14 protein-coding genes and 2 riboswitches are annotated in these 18,661 nt (G+C 57.6%); of the genes, 8 read left to right on the top strand and 6 right to left on the bottom strand.

The annotated features are described in order from the left end of the window. Positions 1-25: 25 nt before the first annotated feature. A riboswitch (TPP riboswitch) is annotated at positions 26-135 on the bottom strand. A 56-nt stretch (positions 136-191) separates the two neighbouring features. Both CPJ18_RS20785 and CPJ18_RS20780 read right to left on the bottom strand, forming a co-directional pair. Next, positions 192-2,012 carry an ABC-F family ATP-binding cassette domain-containing protein gene (locus CPJ18_RS20785; protein ID WP_103659855.1) on the bottom strand — a complete coding sequence of 607 codons (1,821 nt, stop codon included), beginning with the start codon at positions 2,010-2,012 and terminating at the stop codon, positions 192-194. A gap of 4 nt (positions 2,013-2,016) precedes the next feature. Continuing rightward, the gene (locus tag CPJ18_RS20780; RefSeq protein ID WP_103659854.1) at positions 2,017-2,667 is read right to left on the bottom strand and encodes a thiamine diphosphokinase; all 651 of its coding nucleotides are present in this window, start codon (positions 2,665-2,667) and stop codon (positions 2,017-2,019) included. A gap of 90 nt (positions 2,668-2,757) precedes the next feature. Beyond that, positions 2,758-2,834, top strand: a riboswitch (SAM riboswitch). Positions 2,835-2,912: 78 nt separating this feature from the next. Between CPJ18_RS20780 and metA the strand changes: the two genes are divergently transcribed. Both metA and CPJ18_RS20770 read left to right on the top strand, forming a co-directional pair. After that, positions 2,913-3,839: a homoserine O-acetyltransferase MetA gene (gene metA / locus CPJ18_RS20775; protein ID WP_103659853.1), complete on the top strand. Its 927-nt coding sequence runs from the start codon at positions 2,913-2,915 to the stop codon at positions 3,837-3,839. 71 nt (positions 3,840-3,910) lie between these two features. Then, positions 3,911-4,933, top strand: coding sequence for an aldose epimerase family protein (locus tag CPJ18_RS20770; protein ID WP_103659852.1), 1,023 nt, complete (start codon positions 3,911-3,913; stop codon positions 4,931-4,933). A 3-nt stretch (positions 4,934-4,936) separates the two neighbouring features. Here CPJ18_RS20770 and mtgA read toward each other — a convergent pair whose 3' ends face one another. After that, positions 4,937-5,683 carry a monofunctional biosynthetic peptidoglycan transglycosylase gene (gene mtgA / locus CPJ18_RS20765; RefSeq protein ID WP_103659851.1) on the bottom strand — a complete coding sequence of 249 codons (747 nt, stop codon included), beginning with the start codon at positions 5,681-5,683 and terminating at the stop codon, positions 4,937-4,939. A 155-nt stretch (positions 5,684-5,838) separates the two neighbouring features. Here mtgA and CPJ18_RS20760 point away from each other — a divergent pair, with 155 nt between their 5' ends. From CPJ18_RS20760 to CPJ18_RS20740, 5 genes are all read left to right on the top strand, one after another. Further along, on the top strand, positions 5,839-6,738 hold the full coding sequence (locus CPJ18_RS20760; protein ID WP_103659850.1) for a polyprenyl synthetase family protein: 900 nt from the start codon (positions 5,839-5,841) through the stop codon (positions 6,736-6,738). Between the two features lie 104 nt (positions 6,739-6,842). Next, positions 6,843-7,667, top strand: a complete 825-nt coding sequence (locus CPJ18_RS20755; RefSeq protein ID WP_103659849.1) for a DeoR/GlpR family DNA-binding transcription regulator — start codon at positions 6,843-6,845, stop codon at positions 7,665-7,667. Continuing rightward, the gene (locus tag CPJ18_RS20750; RefSeq protein WP_103659848.1) at positions 7,664-8,854 is read left to right on the top strand and encodes an MFS transporter; all 1,191 of its coding nucleotides are present in this window, start codon (positions 7,664-7,666) and stop codon (positions 8,852-8,854) included. The genes CPJ18_RS20755 and CPJ18_RS20750 overlap by 4 nt, the downstream gene beginning before the upstream one ends. A gap of 155 nt (positions 8,855-9,009) precedes the next feature. Continuing rightward, positions 9,010-10,260 (top strand): flavodoxin-dependent (E)-4-hydroxy-3-methylbut-2-enyl-diphosphate synthase, encoded by a 1,251-nt coding sequence (ispG, locus tag CPJ18_RS20745; protein ID WP_103659847.1) that lies wholly within the window; start codon positions 9,010-9,012, stop codon positions 10,258-10,260. 68 nt (positions 10,261-10,328) lie between these two features. Next, positions 10,329-10,994 (top strand): YiaD family glycine zipper/OmpA-like lipoprotein, encoded by a 666-nt coding sequence (locus tag CPJ18_RS20740; RefSeq protein ID WP_062452969.1) that lies wholly within the window; start codon positions 10,329-10,331, stop codon positions 10,992-10,994. 88 nt (positions 10,995-11,082) lie between these two features. Here the strand turns inward: CPJ18_RS20740 and pyc are convergent, their stop codons facing one another. Further along, positions 11,083-14,544, bottom strand: coding sequence for a pyruvate carboxylase (gene pyc / locus CPJ18_RS20735; RefSeq protein WP_103659953.1), 3,462 nt, complete (start codon positions 14,542-14,544; stop codon positions 11,083-11,085). 117 nt (positions 14,545-14,661) lie between these two features. Further along, positions 14,662-15,399, bottom strand: coding sequence for a helix-turn-helix transcriptional regulator (locus CPJ18_RS20730; protein ID WP_077103152.1), 738 nt, complete (start codon positions 15,397-15,399; stop codon positions 14,662-14,664). A 495-nt stretch (positions 15,400-15,894) separates the two neighbouring features. Here CPJ18_RS20730 and CPJ18_RS20725 point away from each other — a divergent pair, with 495 nt between their 5' ends. Then, positions 15,895-17,679: a glucan ABC transporter ATP-binding protein/ permease gene (locus tag CPJ18_RS20725; RefSeq protein ID WP_103659846.1), complete on the top strand. Its 1,785-nt coding sequence runs from the start codon at positions 15,895-15,897 to the stop codon at positions 17,677-17,679. A gap of 85 nt (positions 17,680-17,764) precedes the next feature. On the opposite strand, the gene CPJ18_RS20720 is transcribed toward CPJ18_RS20725, so the two are convergent. Continuing rightward, positions 17,765-18,466: a DUF1013 domain-containing protein gene (locus CPJ18_RS20720; RefSeq protein ID WP_103659845.1), complete on the bottom strand. Its 702-nt coding sequence runs from the start codon at positions 18,464-18,466 to the stop codon at positions 17,765-17,767. Positions 18,467-18,661: the final 195 nt, after the last annotated feature.

Below are 18,661 nucleotides of genomic sequence, written 5' to 3'. Positions count from 1 at the left end.
AATGGGCAACGGGGAACAGGCGTCTGAATGGAAGCCGTCTAATCCCTCCGCCGGTGTTAACCGGATCAGGTTCTTCGGGTTGGCTAAGCCTCTCAGCCTTGTCCCGGATAGGACAAAGCACCCCGTTAGATCTAGGCAAAGATGTAATCGGTGATCCATCAATTAGCAAGATGGCGTTGAAGCGATCCGCTTTAGTTTTCGAGCTCCTCGCGCAGCATTTCCAGCTCCAGCCATTCTTCTTCCATGGTCTCGAGCTTCTGCCGGAGTTTCGACATTTCATCGGCAAGCTTGCTGAAAATCTCAGGGTTCTTGGCGAAAAGATTGGGGTCGGCCATACGCTCTTCGCGCTGAGCGATCTCCCACTGGGTCTTTTCCATTTCCTTGGGCAGATTTTCGAGCGCGAATTTCTGTTTGAAGGACATCTTGCCCTTCGCTTTAGCCGGTTCGACACCTGCATTCGAAGCAGATTTTGCCTTTTCCTGCTTTTCAGCCTTCTTCTTTTCGTCCGACGCGCCCTTACGTTGCGCCATCATATCCGAATAACCACCGGCATATTCAATCCAGCGCCCATCCGGTGCATCCGGGTTTACAGGCGCGATGGTGGAGGTGACGGTCCGGTCGAGAAAGTCACGGTCATGGCTGACAAGAATGACGGTACCGGAAAAGCCGGAGACGATTTCCTGCAACAGATCGAGCGTTTCGATATCGAGGTCGTTGGTCGGCTCATCGAGGATCAGAAGGTTTGTCGGGCGGGCCAGAATGCGCGCAAGCATCAGGCGTGCACGTTCCCCACCGGAGAGATTGCGGATCGGCGTGCGGGCCTGCTCCGGCTGGAACAGAAAGTCCTTCATATAGCCGGTCACGTGTTTCAGCTCGCCATTGACCAGAAGGTTTTCACCGCGCCCGTCGGTCAGATAATGCGCCAGCGTATCGTTCGGGTTCAAATCCTCACGCTTCTGGTCCAGCGTCGCCACTTCCAGATTAGTGCCGAGCTTGACCCAGCCGCTATCTGGCTTCAGCTGACCTGTCAGCATTTTCAAAAGCGTCGTCTTGCCGGCACCGTTCGGGCCAACGAAACCGATGCAATCACCGCGATGAACGCGCAGCGAAAACGGTGCGACGATGGTGCGGTCGCCATAGGCCTTGGTAATCTGGTCTGCTTCGATGACGAGCTTGCCGGACTCGCGGCCCTCGGCCGCCGTCGCCTGCACGCTCCCCGTCGGGCCTTTATGTCCACGGTAGTCGGCGCGCATCGCCTGAAGTTCACCCACGCGGCGCATGTTGCGCTTGCGGCGAGCGGTCACGCCATAACGCATCCAGTGTTCTTCACGCTCGATGGCCTTGCCGAGTTTGTGCTGTTCCAGCTCTTCCTCTTCCAGCACCTTGTCGCGCCATTCTTCGAAATGGCCGAAACCACGGCTGAGGCGACGCGCTTGGCCGCGATCCAGCCAGACAGTGGCGGTGGAAACTTTCTCCAGAAAGCGACGGTCATGCGAAATCAGAACCAGCGCGCTGCGCGTCTGCTGCAATTCACCTTCCAGCCATTCGATGGTCGGCAGATCCAGATGGTTGGTCGGCTCGTCCAACATCAGAATATCGGGTTCCGGTGCCATAACGCGCACGAGAGCGGCGCGGCGCGCCTCACCACCCGAAAGACTGGACGGATGCTCCTGACCCGTCAGACCCAGATGTTCAAGCAGATAGGTCACCCGGTAAGCATCATCTCCCGGTCCCAGACCCGCTTCGGCATAGGCCTGAACCGTCTCGTAACCTGCAAAATCCGGTGCCTGATCCAGATACCGGATGGTGGCCGATGGATGCCGGAAGATTTCACCCGATTGCGCCTCGACCAGACCGGCAGCGATCTTCATCAGCGTCGATTTGCCAGAGCCGTTGCGGCCGACAAGGCAGATGCGATCCCCCGGCTCCACTTGCAGGTTTGCACCATTCAGCAGCGGTGTGACGCCGAAGGTCAGCATGATATTGTCGAGTTTTAGAATAGGGGGTGCCAAGGGTTCAGGCTCCGGTCAAATCATAAGGACGGGCAAGCACGATGGCTTTGCCGCTTTGAAGGCGAAGGCGCAAAGGCCCTTCCGCCACGTTGGAAATAGTGCGCGACGAGCCGAAAGCAAGCGCGAAATTGGCGAGCGGATAACGCGCATTGTCGATATCGAGCCCTTCCAGTGCCGTGAAACCGGCAACCGAAAACAGCGAACCCGAGGGAAGATCGAGCTCGAACGCGCCTTCCATCAGTGGATAGGCCTCTTCGTCACCCGATGTCAGCACCACCTCGAAACCACGCTCGGCAAGCGAGACCGCATAGAGCAGATGAAACAGCGCATGATCAGATCGCTCCCCCGCCAGCGCGCCCACCAGCGTCAGCCGTTTTGCGCCGCGTGTCAGGGCTTCGGATACGGCAATCTCGCCATCCGTCACGCCTTTGGCAGCCGGGAACGGTTGCTGCTCCACATCAGGCCACAGCTCTTGCAAGGCCATATCTGAGGAGTCGAAATCACCGACCCACAGTTCCGGCACAAGTCCAAGCGGCTGCGCATGCCGCATGCCGCTATCGGCTGCAATCACACGCGTATCCGCTACCGCCTTTCGCAAGCGATCCGTCACGGTGATGTTGCCGCCGAGCAAAATGGTGAAATGGCTGGTCGTCATGCCCTGCCATAGCCCGGAACGGTGTTGGATGGGAAGGCCGAAACGCCTTGGAAAGCGGTGATATTGATTTTCTTGAACGAGAGGATTATGACACCTGCCAGTGGTGATTTGCCGACCGGCTTGCAGCCACTTTAAAGAAGTCGCTAAATGGTCGAGGAAACACGTCAATTTCCGAGGACCGGCTGCGATTTCGTTGCCGGTTTTTTTGTGTTTAAGGCCCTCGCCGCCACGGAAGTGAGTTCGACATGCCGATTAAAATTCCCGATACCTTGCCTGCTTTTGAAACCCTCATCCAAGAGGGCGTGCGGGTGCTGACTGAAACGGCGGCTATCCGGCAGGATATTCGCCCGCTCCAGATCGGGCTTCTCAATCTCATGCCGAACAAGATCAAGACCGAGATACAGATGGCACGGCTCGTTGGTGCCTCCCCGCTTCAGGTGGAACTGTCGCTGGTGCGCATTGGCGGTCACCGCGCCAAGAACACGCCGGAGGAGCATCTGCTGTCCTTCTACGAAACATGGGAAGAGGTGCGCCACCGCAAGTTCGATGGCTTCATCATCACCGGCGCACCTGTCGAAAAGCTCACCTATGAAGATGTGACCTATTGGGATGAGATGCAGAAGATTTTCGAATGGACGGAAACCAACGTTCATTCAACGCTGAATGTATGCTGGGGCGCGATGGCTGCCATCTATCATTTCCACGATGTACCCAAGCACGAGCTGAAGGAGAAGGCATTCGGCGTCTACCGTCACCGCAATCTTAGCCCCGCCTCCATTTACCTCAACGGCTTCTCGGATGATTTTCAGGTTCCTGTATCGCGCTGGACAGAGGTGCGCCGCACAGACATCGAAAAGCATCCTGATCTCGAAATCCTGATGGAATCGGAAGAAATGGGCGTGTGCCTGGTGCATGAGAAGCGCGGCAAGCGTCTCTACATGTTCAACCACGTCGAATATGATTCCACATCATTGTCGGAAGAGTATTTTCGTGACGCGGATGCGGGCGTGCCGATCAAGCTGCCCCATGATTACTTCCCGCACAACGATCCGGCGCTGACCCCGCTCAACCGCTGGCGCAGCCACGCGCATCTGTTTTTCGGCAACTGGATCAACGAGATTTACCAGACCACGCCCTATGATCTGGACAATATCGGCCAGCAGCCAGCATAATTCAAAGATTGCGCGGTGCCGGAAAATGAAGCAACGTCCGGCCTTATGGCTTAGATTGGGAGAATGACGGCATGAGCGAGAGCGGCGCACGGGAAAATTTCGGATTGACGGCGACGGGCGAGAAAGTCGAGCGCGTCACGATTTCGGCAGGCGGGCTGACGGCACATGTCATGACTTGGGGCGCTGTCATTCAAGATCTGCGCCTTGATGGCCATCGACCGCCTCTCATGCTCGGATTCGACAAATTTGACGATTACCCCAAATACTCCTCCTATTTCGGCGCGACACCCGGGCGCAACGCCAACCGTATCGGTGACGGCAAGTTCGCTATCGATGGCAAAGACTACCAGCTCGAACTGAACGAGAAGGGCGTTACCCATCTTCACGGCGGCAGCGATAATATCGGCAAACGCAACTGGATGATCATGGAACATGGTCCAAGCCATGTGGTGTTGCAGATCGTCGATCCCGATGGCCGCGCCGGTTATCCCGGCAATTGCACGGTGCGGGCGACCTACACGATCCGCGACGGCGGCGTACTATCTGTGGCCTATGAAACCACTACCGACGCGCCAACCATCGCCAATGTCTGCCAGCATTCCTATTTCAATCTGGATGGCGCGGAATCTGCACTCGGCCACGAAATCGAAATTGCTGCCGATCACTATCTGCCGACGGACGAACGGCAGATTCCCACCGGCGAAATCCGACCGGTGGATGGCACCGTATTCGACCTGCGTAAATCCACCCCGATGCGGCGCGAAGAAAACGGCCAGCAGGTCGGTTACGATCATAATTTCTGCCTCTCGCCCCAGCGTGTGGCAAAGCGCAAAGTCGCGCGCGTCTATGCCCCTGCCTCAAACATCACAATGGATGTCCACACCACCGAGCCGGGCGTGCAATTCTACTCTGCCTTCAAGCTCAACGTCGCCGTACCGGGCCTTGATGGGCGCCACTACGGCCCAGTCGCAGGCTTTTGCCTGGAAACCCAGATCTGGCCGGATGCCGTCAATCACGAAGGCTTCCCCGACGCCATCCTGCGCCCCGGCGAAACCCTGCGACAGGAAACCGACTACATCTTCACCAAAGGCTGATCGTCAGTCCAGCACGCAACCGACATAAGCGCCTGAACCCCGGGCTCGTCTTTCGATGAGTCCGGCCAGACGCTGCATGCCACGACCAGGCTTGCCAGCCACGCGGTCGATCGGGTTTGGCAGGGCCACCGCCAAAAGCGCCGCCTGCCGAGAACTCAACTTCGAGGCAGATACCTTGAAATGATATTGCGAGGCCGCTTCGATGCCGTAGATTCCCGGCCCCCATTCGGCGACGTTCAGATAAATCTCCATCATTCGCTTTTTCGACCAGATGAAGTCGGACACGACGGCCAGCGGTAACTCCAGACCTTTGCGGATGAAAGATCGTCCATTCCATAGAAACAGGTTCTTGGCCGTCTGCATGGGAATGGTGCTGGCACCACGGGTGGATTCACCCTCCAGCGCGCTGCTCACGACCGTCTGCATCTGGTTCCAGTCCACGCCGCCATGGGAACAGAATTGACCGTCCTCCGACATCATCACCGATTGAATGAGGCGCGGTGAAATGTCTTCGAGCGGTACCCAGCGGCGATCATAACCCTGAAACGTCACCAGCTCGGCCAGCATCAGCGTCGAGACCGGACGCATGAAGGGCAGCGCATAAATCGGGATCAACAGGTAAGGCAAAACCAGCAGAGCCAGAATGATCAGGAGGGCACGTCTCACGAGGCTTCGAACATCCACTTTCGGTTTGCTCCCGCTCTCGGCAAGCGTTTCATAGTCCGTCTCGCTGTCCGGCGTGCTGCTCAAATCCTGTCCCCACTCGCTCCAGATCGGAGCCTTTCATATTCCGCGCGAACCATCAAGGCGAGTCCCGATAACGAAGTTCCCCAACCGCGTCACAAAAACCATTGCCAGCCCTTTTTCCCCATGCCAAACAGCGCTCATTACAAGGAACGGGCCCTATGACATTCGAAACGCAGCTCCGTGACAACGCCGCGCGGACGGAAGCCTTGCTTGCCAAGCTTCTGTCCAGCGAAACGCGTGCCGACGAGATCACCCGGCCCGAAAACCTGGCCGAGGCCATGCGCCATGGTGTCCTGAACGGTGGGAAACGTCTGCGTCCCTTTCTGGTCATCGAAACCGCAGCTCTTTTGAACGGCGATGCCGATGTCGCGCTTCGCGTCGGCGCGGCCCTGGAATGCCTACATTGTTACTCCTTGGTCCATGATGACCTGCCCGCCATGGACAATGACGACCTGCGCCGCGGCCAGCCCACGGTTCACAGGAAATTCGATGAGGCCACGGCCATTCTGGCTGGCGACAGCCTGCTAACGCTCGCCTTCGACATCATTGCCGCACCGGAAACACATCTGCCCGATGACCGCAAGGCAGCGCTCGTTCTGGCCTTGGCAAGGGCCGCAGGCATCGGCGGCATGGCCGGTGGCCAGGCGCTGGATCTGGCAGCAGAAAAGAATGCCCCGGACGAATCAGGTATCATCACCTTACAGGCCATGAAAACCGGCGCGTTGATCCGGTTCGCCTGCGAAGCCGGCGCAATCATTGCCGGAAGCGACGACGTGGAAAGGCAACGCCTGCGCAGCTTCGGCGAAAAGATCGGCCTCGCCTTCCAGCTCGCCGACGATCTTCTCGACCTCACCTCCGACGCCGCCACCATGGGCAAGGCAACCGGCAAGGATGCGGGACGCGGCAAAGGCACGCTGGTTGCCCTGCGCGGCGCGGATTGGGCAACCGCCCGCCTGCGTGAACTGGTGAAAGAAGCAACGGATTTGCTGGCACCCTATGGTGACCATGCGGATATTCTGATCGAGACGGCAAAGTTCGTTGCAGAACGGAAGAACTAAAGCCTGCTCCCAGCATCACGGTTCTTAATCCTGCGATTTCCGCTTGAGAAAACAATTGCGCCGGGTTATGCGTGTTTGTGCACGATTTCTCCGATTGATTCATTATGTCCAAAACCGATCACTTCGTCAGCGAGCGACAGGCTCTGATTTACGCGCAACTGCACCGGCATGGCCGTGTGCTGGCGCAGGAGCTTGCGCAGAGCTTCGACGTATCGGAAGACACGGTGCGGCGCGATTTGCGCGAAATGGCGGCCCGAGGCGAATGCGAACGCGTCTACGGCGGCGCGTTGCTGGCAGCAGGCACCACCGTTCCGCTGAAAACCCGCATGGGCGAAATGCCGGATCGCAAGGCGACACTCGGACAAGCTGCAGCGTCATTCGTGCAGAACGGCATGATCGTTTTTCTCGATGCCGGTTCCACCAATTTGGCCATCGCAAAAAATCTGGCTGTTGGCCTGAAACTCACCATCGTCACCAACACACCAGCGATTGCCGCAGAACTTGCCGGTAACGCCGACATCGAACTCATTCTGATTGGCGGCAGGGTCGATCCGGCCGTGGGCGCCGCCATCGATACGACCGCGATCCGTCAGCTGGAGCAAATTCGCCCCGATCTCTGCATCGTCGGCGTCTGCGGCCTGACACTGGATCGGGGTCTCTGCGCCGATATCTATGAGGATGCCGTATTCAAACGGCTGGCCTGCGAGACCAGCGCAAAAACACTCGCAGCCGTTACCTCAGAAAAGCTCGGTGCCATTGCCGCTTTTCAGGTCGCATCACTTTCCTCCACGCTCACACTCGTTCTGGAAGAGGATGCTAATAGCGATATGATCGACACTCTGGCGGACACCGGCATCAATATTCATCAGGCTGGATCGTCGTCCGGCATCTCATCTCACATGCAATTATCGAAGGACCAGTCCCGATGACCGGCACTGCCACGCCAACGCCCACAACCGCCCGTTTACCTTATATGACGCGAACACGCCTCGGCGTTTCCTTGCTGTTCCTGATGAACGGTTTCATGATGGGCTCCTGGGCACCGATGATCCCGGAATTCGCCAAGCGCTTTGCGCTCAGCGAAAGCACGTTGGGCCTCGTCATTCTCGTTTACGGCCTCGGTTCGCTGTCCTTCATGCCCATTGCCGGTTCGCAGATTGGTCGCCTCGGTTCGAGAACCGTCACATTGACGGTGGCTCTCATCATGGTGCCGACGCTGCTCTTGATCACACTGGCAAATTCCCTCTGGGCCGGCGTTATCGCCGTCTTCCTCTTCGGCGGACTGACCGGTGCCATGGATGTGGCCATGAACGCCAATGCCGTCGTGGTGGAACGCAGCATGCGCCGCGCCATCATGTCGTCTTGCCACGCATTCTGGAGCTTGGGCGGCTTGCTCGGCGCAGGTCTTGGCGGTCTGCTGATCACCAAAACCGGCATCTACGGACATGCCATTACGCTGACGATCATTGCCGCAGCCCTGCTTGCTGTCGCATGGCCACGGGTGCAGGTGGATCGCCCTCACCCGGAAGAAGAGCGCCCCAAGGGTGGCTTGCCCATGACACCGCTGCCGTGGATCATCGGCATCATGGCGCTGTTTTCGATGATTCCGGAGGGTGCCATTCTCGATTGGGGCGCGCTTTATCTGCGCAATGAACTTAGCGCATCCGTCACGCTGTCCGGTTTCGGTTTTGCCGCCTTTTCGATGACCATGGCCATCATGCGTTTTGCGGGAGATCTGGTGCGTGACCGTTTCGGAGCCGTCCGCACGCTGCAATTCTGTTCAGCCATATCGATCGTGGGTCTGCTGATTGCCGGTTTCGCCCCCAATGCCTTTATCGCCATTGCAGGCTTTGCGATTGCCGGCATCGGCATTTCCAACATGGTCCCAATTGCCTTTTCGGCCGCTGGCAACATGCCGGGCATGGCACCAGGCATTGCACTTTCAGTGGTTACGACGATGGGTTATTCCGGCATTCTCGTCGCGCCATCGGCCATCGGCTTCATTGCAGAGCATACGGGGCTTGCCGCCGTGTTCATCGGTCTGCCGCTTTTGCATGTGGTGGTTCTCATGCTGTCGAAACTTGCCCGTCATGCGGATGGCGCAAGCGGGCATTGATATCCCAATTTCGCAAAAGTGAGATGCCTGCCATCGACAAGTCTCGAATTTCGCCATGATTGCGGTAAAATAGGAGTTGATCGCTTCGATGTTGACAAGGCGCGCGCCTTGTTCCACCTGAATGATCAGATTTACCGCAATTGTTCGAGAACACCATGACGTCACACGCCGATTTTGATCCCAAGCCGCGCCGGTCCTCGGTTGCTGTCGATGTCGGTGGCGTTATCGTCGGTGGCGGGGCGCCGGTCGTGGTGCAATCCATGACCAATACGGATACGGCCGATATCGATGCCACCGTGCAGCAGGTGGCGGCCCTGTTCCGCGCCGGTTCCGAAATCGTGCGCATTACCGTAGACCGCGATGAAAGCGCCGCTGCCGTTCCGAAAATTCGTGACCGACTGCTGCGTCTGGGCATGGATGTACCGCTGGTCGGCGACTTCCATTATATCGGCCACAAGCTGCTGGCAGATCACCCTGCCTGCGCCGAAGCGCTGGCGAAGTATCGCATCAATCCCGGCAATGTCGGCTTCAAGGACAAGAAAGACAAACAGTTCGGCGATATCGTCGAAATGGCGATCCGCTATGACAAGCCGGTGCGAATCGGCGTCAACTGGGGCTCGCTGGATCAGGAATTGCTGACGACCCTGATGGACAAGAACAAGGACCAAGGCTTTCCCCTGTCTGCCCGTCAGGTCACGCGCGAAGCCATCGTCCAGTCCGCCTTGATTTCCGCTGAGCTTGCCGAAGAGATCGGCCTGCCGCGCAACCGCATCATTCTATCGGCCAAGGTCAGCCAGGTGCAGGATCTGATCGCCGTTTATTCCATGCTGTCAGAGCGTTCCGACCACGCGCTGCATCTTGGCCTCACCGAGGCGGGCATGGGATCGAAAGGCATCGTCGCCTCATCCGCTGCCATGGGCTACGTCCTGCAACACGGCATTGGCGATACGATCCGCGTGTCCTTGACGCCCGAGCCGAATGGCGACCGCACCCGCGAAGTGCAGGTGGCGCAGGAAATTCTTCAGGTCATGGGCTTTCGCCAGTTCGTTCCCGTCGTTGCGGCCTGTCCCGGCTGCGGACGCACGACATCCACCGTGTTTCAGGAACTGGCGCAGAACATCCAGAATGACCTTCGCAAGAACATGCCGATCTGGCGCGAAAAATATCCGGGTGTAGAAGCGCTCAACGTCGCGGTCATGGGCTGCATCGTCAACGGTCCCGGCGAAAGCAAACATGCCGATATCGGCATTTCACTGCCCGGCACCGGCGAAAACCCGGCTGCTCCCGTCTTCATCGATGGGGAAAAGGCGCTGACCCTGCGCGGCCCCGATATCGCCAAGGATTTCGAGGCACTGGTCATCGACTATATCGAGAAACGTTTCGGCCAAAAGGACGCGGCGGAGTAGGTTTCGACCGTGAAAATGCCAAAATTCATCTGTCTTACGTTACGTGAACTCACGGAGCACTGGAATTCATGATCAAGAAGTTTGTCGTTCTTGCGCTGGCCGCAACTTACCTTTCTGCCTGCACCACCACCGACCCCTACACGGGTGAGCAGAAGGTTTCCAACATGGCGGGCGGCGCTGGCATCGGTGCGCTTGCCGGTGCTGTCGGTGGTCTGGCCATCGGTGGCGGCAACAAGGGGCGCAATGCCTTGATCGGTGCCGGTATCGGCGCTCTGGCCGGTGGTGCTATCGGCGGCTACATGGACAATCAGGAAGCTGAACTTCGCCAGCAGCTCCAGGGCACCGGTGTTTCCGTGACGCGTCGCGGTGATAGCATCGTTCTCAACATGCCGTCCAACGTCACCTTCGCCACGGATCAGGATCAGGTCATTCCGCCGTTCTACCCAACGCTGAACTCGGTCGCCATCGTGCTGAACAAGTTCAACAAGACCTACATCGACATCAACGGCCATACCGATTCGACCGGCAGCCTTGCCCATAACCAGGGTCTGTCCGAACGTCGCGCCGCATCCGTTGCCAACTATCTCGGCGAACGTGGCGGTGTCGATCAGCGCCGTATTTCCACGATGGGCTTCGGTCCATCGCAGCCGATTGCATCCAACGCGACAGCCGATGGCCGCGCTCAGAACCGCCGCGTCGAAGTGCTGATTTCACCGCTGACGCAGAACGGATGAACTGACAGCGCATCCGCGCTACAGGCAAAATAATAGTCGCGTAAAAAAGCCCACCTTTCGGTGGGCTTTTCGTTTCTACTCTATCGCTTCACTCGCCATAGGCGATCAGCAAATCCTTGGCATCGATCTGGTCGCCGGGTTTGACCAGCACTTCGGCCACCTTGCCGTCGCGCTCCGCGTGAAGCGCCGTTTCCATCTTCATGGCTTCGATGGAAACCAGCACGTCGCCCGCCTTCACATCCTGCCCCTGATTGACGAAGACACGGGAGATGACGCCCGGCATCGGCGCGCCAACATGGGCGGCATTGCCGGGTTCGGACTTGCGGCGCACGGCAGAGCCGGACGCGCCATGAGCACGGTCCGGCACCTTGATGCGTCGTGGCTGGCCGTTGATCTCGAAGAAGACCGTCACCATACCCTTGTCGTCAATGCCGGATGAGGCCTGATTGACGATGACAAGCGTCTTGCCACGCTCGATATCGGCAAACAACTCCTCGCCATCTTCCATGCCATAGAAATAAGCATGCGTCGGCAGAACCGAGACCGGGCCATAGGTTTCTGATGTCAGCGCAAAATCGGTAAAGACCTTCGGATACATCAGATAAGACGCAAACTCGAAGTCATCGACCGGGCGCTCCAGCTTCGTTTCGATCTCCTTGCGCTCTGCATCCAGATCAGCATCGTCAAGCAGCGAGCCGGGACGGACCGTATAGGGCTTGTCACCCTTCAGTGCCTTCTTCTGCAAGGCTTCCGGCCATCCGCCCGGCGACTGGCCAAGATCGCCCTTGAGCATGGAGACGACCGAATCCGGGAAGGAGACTTCCTTATCCGGGTTTTCGACATCGGCCACCGTCAAGTCCTGGCTCACCATCATCAGCGCCATATCGCCGACAACCTTGGAAGACGGTGTCACCTTGACGATATCGCCAAACATCTGGTTGACGTCCGCATAGGTCTGCGCCACCTCGTGCCAGCGGCTTTCGAGGCCCAGCGAACGGGCCTGTTCCTTGAGGTTGGTGAACTGGCCGCCGGGCATTTCGTGGAGATAGACTTCCGAGGCCGGTCCCTTGAGATCGCTCTCAAACGCCGCATACTGGCCACGCACCGCTTCCCAATAAAACGAGATGCGGCGGATCCATTCCGTATCAAGGCCCGTATCGCGGTCCGTGCCCTTCAGCGCTTCGACGATGGAGCCAAGGCATGGCTGCGAGGTGTTGCCTGAAAGCGCATCCATAGCCGCATCTACGGCATCCACACCCGCCTCAACCGCCGCAAGCACGGTGGCGGCAGAAATACCGGAAGTATCATGCGTGTGGAAATGGATCGGCAGGCTGGTCGCTTCACGCAAAGCCTTGAACAAAACCCGCGCGGCAGCAGGCTTCAACAGGCCCGCCATGTCCTTGACGGCAATGATATGCGCGCCCGCCTTTTCAAGTTCAGCGGCCAGATTGGTGTAATATTTGAGGTCGTATTTCGGACGGGCGGAGTTCAGAAGATCGCCCGTATAGCAAATGGTTGCTTCGCAGAGCTTGTTCTCTTCCGCGATCGCATCCATCGATACGCGCATGTTTTCGACCCAGTTCAGGCAGTCGAACACGCGGAACAGATCGATCCCGCCCTTTGCCGCCTGACGGACGAAATATTTGACGACATTATCAGGATAGTTCTTGTAGCCGACGCCGTTTGCACCACGCAGCAGCATCTGCAGCAGCAGGTTCGGCGCGCCTTCACGCACCAGCGCCAGACGCTCCCACGGGTCTTCGGTCAGGAAGCGCATCGACACATCGAAGGTAGCACCGCCCCAGCACTCCAGCGACAGAAGCTGCGGCAGGGCCTTCGCATATACGCTGGAAACGCGGGCGATGTCATGGGTGCGGACGCGGGTGGCCAGCAGCGACTGGTGGCCGTCGCGCATGGTCGTATCGGTTACGAGAACGCGCTTCTCGTTGCGCATCCACTCGGCAAAACCCTTTGGACCGAGCTTGTCGAGAAGCTGTTTGGTGCCGTCAGGTGTCGGTTTGTCGATATAGGGCACAATCGGCACAGGTGCGGTGGCGGCAGGCTGAACGCGACCCTTCGTTTCGGGATGACCGTTGACGGTAACGTCGGCCAGATAGGTCAAAAGCTTGGTCGCGCGGTCCTGTCGCTTGACCTGCTCGAACAATTCAGGCGTCGAATCGATGAAGCGCGTCGTGTAGGTGTTTCCGACGAAGCTCGGATGGCTGATAATCGCTTCCAGAAAGGTCAGGTTTGTCGCCACGCCACGAATACGGAATTCGCGCAGCGCACGGTGCATGCGGGCGATGGCTTCATCGGCCTGCGGAGCCCAGGCAGTCACCTTGACCAGCAGCGGATCGTAATAGCGCGTGATGATCGCGCCCGAATAGGACGTTCCGCCATCCAGACGGATGCCGAAGCCCGATGCCGAGCGGTACGCGGTGATGCGGCCGTAATCGGGAATGAAGTTATGCTCGGGATCCTCAGTGGTGATGCGGCACTGAAGCGCGTGGCCGTTGAGGCGAATGTCCTTTTGCGCCGGCACACCCGATTCCGGAGTGCCGATGGTTTCGCCTTCGAGAATATGAATCTGCGCCTTGACGATATCGATGCCGGTGACGACTTCGGTCACCGTATGCTCCACCTGAATGCGCGGATTGACCTCGATGAAGTAGAATTTGCCGGTATCGGCATCCATCAGATACTCGACCGTGCCAGCGCCGACATAATTGGTGGCACCGGCAATTTTCAGCGAGTAATTGGCCAGTTCCTGACGGCGCTCATCAGACAGATACGGCGCTGGCGCGCGTTCGACCACCTTCTGGTTACGGCGTTGGATGGAGCAGTCGCGCTCGAACAGATGCACGACATTGCCGTGCGTATCGCCCAATATCTGGCTTTCGACGTGGCGGGCGCGCTCCAGAAGTTTTTCCAGATAGACTTCGTCCTTGCCAAAAGCAGCCTTCGCCTCACGCTTGGCTTCCGTCACCTCGCGGGCAAGGTCTTCCTTTTTACGGATGGCGCGCATGCCGCGGCCACCGCCACCCCAGGAAGCCTTAAGCATCACCGGGTAGCCGATCTCCTCGGCCATCCGCTCGACTTCCGCCATATCATCAGGCAGCGGTTCTGTAGCCGGAACGACGGGTACGCCGACGGAAATCGCCAGATTGCGTGCCGCGACCTTGTTGCCCAAGCGGCGCATAGTATCAGCGGTCGGTCCTATAAAGATCAGACCTGCCTCGTTGCAGGCTTCCACGAATTCCGGGCTTTCCGACAGAAGGCCGTAGCCGGGGTGGATGGCATCGGCCCCTGAGAGCTTGGCAACCCGGATCACTTCCTCAATCGACAGATAGCTCTCGATTGGCCCCATATCCTTGGCCAGATGCGGGCCACGGCCGACCTGATAACTCTCGTCCGCCTTGAACCGATGCAGCGAAAGCTTGTCCTCTTCTGCCCAGATCGCGACCGTTTTTATGCCAAGCTCATTGGCGGCACGGAACACACGGATCGCAATCTCAGAACGATTGGCGACAAGGATTTTCGATATTTTCAAGACGGCCTCCCAAACCTCGCAAGCAAACATATATGCTGCAGCGCGAAATTAAGCAGTAAACGCCCCTGTTGGAAAGGGCGTTTTTGTCGATGGCTGTCCTGTAGAACGCGGAATGTTTTACGAGATAATTCCGTGACGGAGCGCAAGCGCTACCACATGCTGGCGGTTTCTGGCGTCCAGCTTGCGTTGAATGCCGTTTATATACCAGTCGACCGTGTGACTGGAAATCGAAAGGCTCTTGCCGATTTCCGGCGACGTCCTGCCTTGGGCAAGCAGCGTCAACACATCCAGCTCGCGCCGGGTGAACTGCGTGACGGACATATCGGGGATGGAAAGAACGGTTTCCGATTGACCGGCGAAGTCCAGCAGACGCCAGAACGCCACACGCATAGCCGTATCGATGATGAACAGTTCCGACGTGGAAAGAAGCCGTCCGTCTCCGAAGATGTAAACACCGCCGAGCAAGCCGCTTCGACCGTGAATGGGAAACGCATACCCTTCGCGCAGGCCAAACCGCGCCGCATCCTGAAACATCTTTGCGGCACGTTTACGCTGCGTCGTTTGCGGCAACATGGCCACCACGTCGCGACATCGAAAAGGCTGATGCAAAAGGCCGAGCGTCCGCTTGACCGGATCGCTGTTGCCGTATTTCTTGGCGTGATAAACGTCCTTCCAGCCGCTGGGCAGATGTTCAGACAGCACCGTCCCCGTAAAGGTCAGATCCTCCGCGTCACGGCGCACGATGCGATAAAATTCAAATCCGAGGCGACGCGTCAGCTCATGAAATGCCGAGACAAACCGCTCCTCGGTTCTTGCCTCGTTGCACAGAGTCAAAAACTGGAAAACATTGTGCATTGAAGCGAATACCCTGGAAGAAATGAAACGATATCGATGTTTGGAAGACCCATACGTCCCCCGGAAGCGCCGTTGACGTCGATATCACCAATGGTAAGTTGTACCTCATAAGGTAATCAAATGATTAAAACTATACCGCGAAATTTTGCAACGTGTTTCGACGCGGACCAGCCAAAAACGCGTATCCAGTGCTCATGAATGCGGAAGTGTCTTCGTCTTGCTCTGATGCTTCGAAGCAAAAGAAAAATCGTTATTGCGCCAGAAAACTATGGGTGAAGACCGCTGGTTTATGCCATGATCCGATGGAGCAGTTGCTGCGAAGACCCGATAATTTTTTTAGCACTCAAAGGTTTAAGTCACCCCCGTTAAGCGGCCATTCATGTGAAAAAAGCGATAACACACTAACTTGCTGGCATATGCCGCCATTGCGTCGGCTTGCCGAGCTTGGAACGTTACAATCGCGCTACTAGACTGACAGAATACGGGATTTGGCAATTGACACTGTTTCAGGTTTACACTCGCGCTCTGCGCTATCTCGCCGACAACAAGTTGCGTGTCACCGTCGTCGTCGTCGCGAACGTCATTCTGGCCGCAATCACGATTGCGGAACCGGTGCTGTTCGGTCGCATCATCGATGGACTTTCATCTGGCACCATCCCGGTCAACATCCTCATCCTCTGGGGAGCTTTTGCCCTTTTCAATACGGTCGCCTATGTGGCAGTCGCGCGTGAGGCTGACCGGTTGGCACATGGGCGCCGCGCGTCCTTGCTCACGGAAGCCTTCGGCCGGATTATATCCATGCCGCTCTCATGGCACCACCAGCGTGGTACATCCAACGCGCTGCACACGCTTCTGCGCGCAAGTGAAACGCTGTTCGGCCTGTGGCTGGAGTTCATGCGCACCCATCTTGCGACATTCGTTGCGCTGATTCTTCTCATCCCCACTGCCATTTCCATGGACCTGCGCCTCAGCTTTGTCTTGATGGGACTGGGCATTGTCTATTGGTTCATCGGCAAGTGGGTGATGGAGCGCACCAAGGAAGGTCAGGCATCCGTCGAAGAACATTACCACACGGTTTTCGCCCATGTCAGCGATTCGATCAGCAACGTTTCTGTGTTGCACAGCTACAACCGCATCGAAGCTGAAACAAAAGCTCTGAAGTCATTTACGGAGCGACTTCTCAGCGCGCAATATCCGGTTCTGGACTGGTGGGCATTTGCCAGTGCATTGAACCGGACCGCCTCTTCTGTTTCGATGATGATCATCCTCGTCGTCGGTGCCATCCTGGTGAAGAACGGTGAGCTGCGGGTCGGTGACATCATCGCCTTCATCGGCTTTGCGAACCTGCTGATCGGCCGCCTGGACCAGGTGCGCGCTTTCGCTACCCAAATTTTCGAGGCTCGTGCCAAGCTCGTCGACTTCTTCAAGCTCGAAGATTCCGTACAGGAGCGCGAAGAGCCAACCGGTGCAGTCGAACTCGGCCAGGTCTCCGGCAAGGTGGAATTCCGGAACGTCAATTTCGGCTTTGCCAACACCAAGCAGGGCGTGCACGACGTTTCGTTTACGGCCAATGCGGGCGAAACCATCGCAATCGTCGGACCGACCGGTGCTGGCAAGACTACGCTGATCAATCTGTTGCAGCGGGTTTATGATCCCAATGGCGGCCAGATTCTTGTCGATGGTACAGACATCTCGACCGTTACCCGCCAGTCCCTGCGCCACTCCATTGCAACGGTTTTCCAGGATGCCGGGCTTCTCAACCGCTCGATCCGAGATAACATCCGCCTGGGTCGCGATAGTGCAACCGATGACGAAATCGCTCAGGCCGCTGCTGCGGCGGCTGCGACCGACTTTATCGATAGCAGAAACACCGGTTACATGACGCAGGTCGGCGAACGCGGTAACCGTCTGTCCGGCGGTGAGCGTCAGCGTATCGCCATCGCTCGCGCCGTGTTGAAAAACGCACCGATCCTCGTTCTCGACGAAGCAACCAGTGCGCTTGACGTGGAAACAGAAGCGCGCGTGAAGGACGCCGTCGATGCGCTGCGCAAGAACAGAACGACCTTCATCATCGCTCACCGCTTGTCGACAGTGCGCGATGCCGACCAAGTCCTGTTCATGGACAATGGCAGGATCGTGGAAAAAGGCACCTTCGATGAGCTGAGCATGCGCGGCGGTCGTTTCTCGTCACTGTTACGAGCCAGTGGCCTGCTAAACGACGATGAAAAGACCGGTGCGCCGGTCCTGTCGATGCCTGCAAAGTCGGCTCTGACCGCATAAGGAATTTCTGAGAAGAAATATTCCGCTCAACAAAAAGCCCCGGTCGATGCCGGGGCTTTTTCTATTCTGATCGATAGACGTGAAATCAGAAATTGTCGTCTTCGTCGTCATCCTTGCGGGTAGACTTGAGAGAGCTGAGCTTGGCAAAGACAGCGTTGGCGTCGATTTCTTTTTCTTCTTCGCGCTCGTATTTGTAGCCGAGGGTTTCTGTTGCTGCCGCTGGCTGCAATGTCGCGTCCAGCTCTTCCTGGGTTGGAAGGGGGCGACCGCGTGATGCGCGCTCGACTTCAAGGTCAAGGTCGATCTGGCTGCACAGGCCAAGCGTAACCGGATCCATCGGTGTCAGATTGGCCGAGTTCCAGTGGCTGCGGTCCCTGATCTGTTCGATCGTGGACTTGGTGGTGCCGACGAGACGTGAAATCTGCGCGTCCTTCAGTTCGGCATGGTTGCGCACCAGCCACAAAATGGCGTTCGGGCGATCCTGACGCTTGGAAACCGGCGTGTAACGCGGGCCACGACGCTTGGATTCAGGCACGCGAACCTTGGGCTCGGAAAGCTTGATCTTGTGGTTGGGATTGGCGACCGCACGTTCGATTTCATCGCGGGAAAGCTGTCCGGTGGAAATCGGGTCGAGTCCCTTGATCCCCTGCGCTGCTTCGCCATCGGCAATTGCCTTGACTTCAAGCGGGTGCAGTTTGCAAAAAGTGGCGATCTGCTCGAACGACAATGCGGTATTATCCACCAGCCAGACGGCCGTCGCTTTCGGCATGAGCAATGTTTGAGCCATAGATACAGTCCTTCTGTCCGTCCGCTCCGGTGGCGCGGGACGTGGATGTTAACCACTAATTTCCGGGATATCAGCGGTCTATAACTGGATTGCATCAGAATTGCAATTCTTTGCGCAACAAATGACCTTTGTCTAATTGCCTGAGGTCACTGAACTGCTATGAATCTGGCACATGACTGGAGAAAAGGAGTCTCC

Source organism: Agrobacterium rosae (genome assembly GCF_002915175.1).
In the GTDB taxonomy this organism is placed as follows: domain Bacteria; phylum Pseudomonadota; class Alphaproteobacteria; order Rhizobiales; family Rhizobiaceae; genus Agrobacterium; species Agrobacterium rosae.
The sequence above is the reverse complement of the archived record's forward strand: the minus strand, read 5'-3'. Positions and strand labels throughout refer to the sequence as shown.

Coding starts and splice junctions, on each gene's coding strand:
- CPJ18_RS20755 (WP_103659849.1), top strand. CDS start 6,843: ATGTCCAAAACCGATCACTTCGTCAGCGAGCGACAGGCTCTGATTTAC.
- CPJ18_RS20770 (WP_103659852.1), top strand. CDS start 3,911: ATGAGCGAGAGCGGCGCACGGGAAAATTTCGGATTGACGGCGACGGGC.
- CPJ18_RS20750 (WP_103659848.1), top strand. CDS start 7,664: ATGACCGGCACTGCCACGCCAACGCCCACAACCGCCCGTTTACCTTAT.
- CPJ18_RS20730 (WP_077103152.1), bottom strand. CDS start 15,399: ATGCACAATGTTTTCCAGTTTTTGACTCTGTGCAACGAGGCAAGAACC.
- CPJ18_RS20760 (WP_103659850.1), top strand. CDS start 5,839: ATGACATTCGAAACGCAGCTCCGTGACAACGCCGCGCGGACGGAAGCC.
- CPJ18_RS20740 (WP_062452969.1), top strand. CDS start 10,329: ATGATCAAGAAGTTTGTCGTTCTTGCGCTGGCCGCAACTTACCTTTCT.
- CPJ18_RS20720 (WP_103659845.1), bottom strand. CDS start 18,466: ATGGCTCAAACATTGCTCATGCCGAAAGCGACGGCCGTCTGGCTGGTG.
- CPJ18_RS20780 (WP_103659854.1), bottom strand. CDS start 2,667: ATGACGACCAGCCATTTCACCATTTTGCTCGGCGGCAACATCACCGTG.
- ispG (WP_103659847.1), top strand. CDS start 9,010: ATGACGTCACACGCCGATTTTGATCCCAAGCCGCGCCGGTCCTCGGTT.
- metA (WP_103659853.1), top strand. CDS start 2,913: ATGCCGATTAAAATTCCCGATACCTTGCCTGCTTTTGAAACCCTCATC.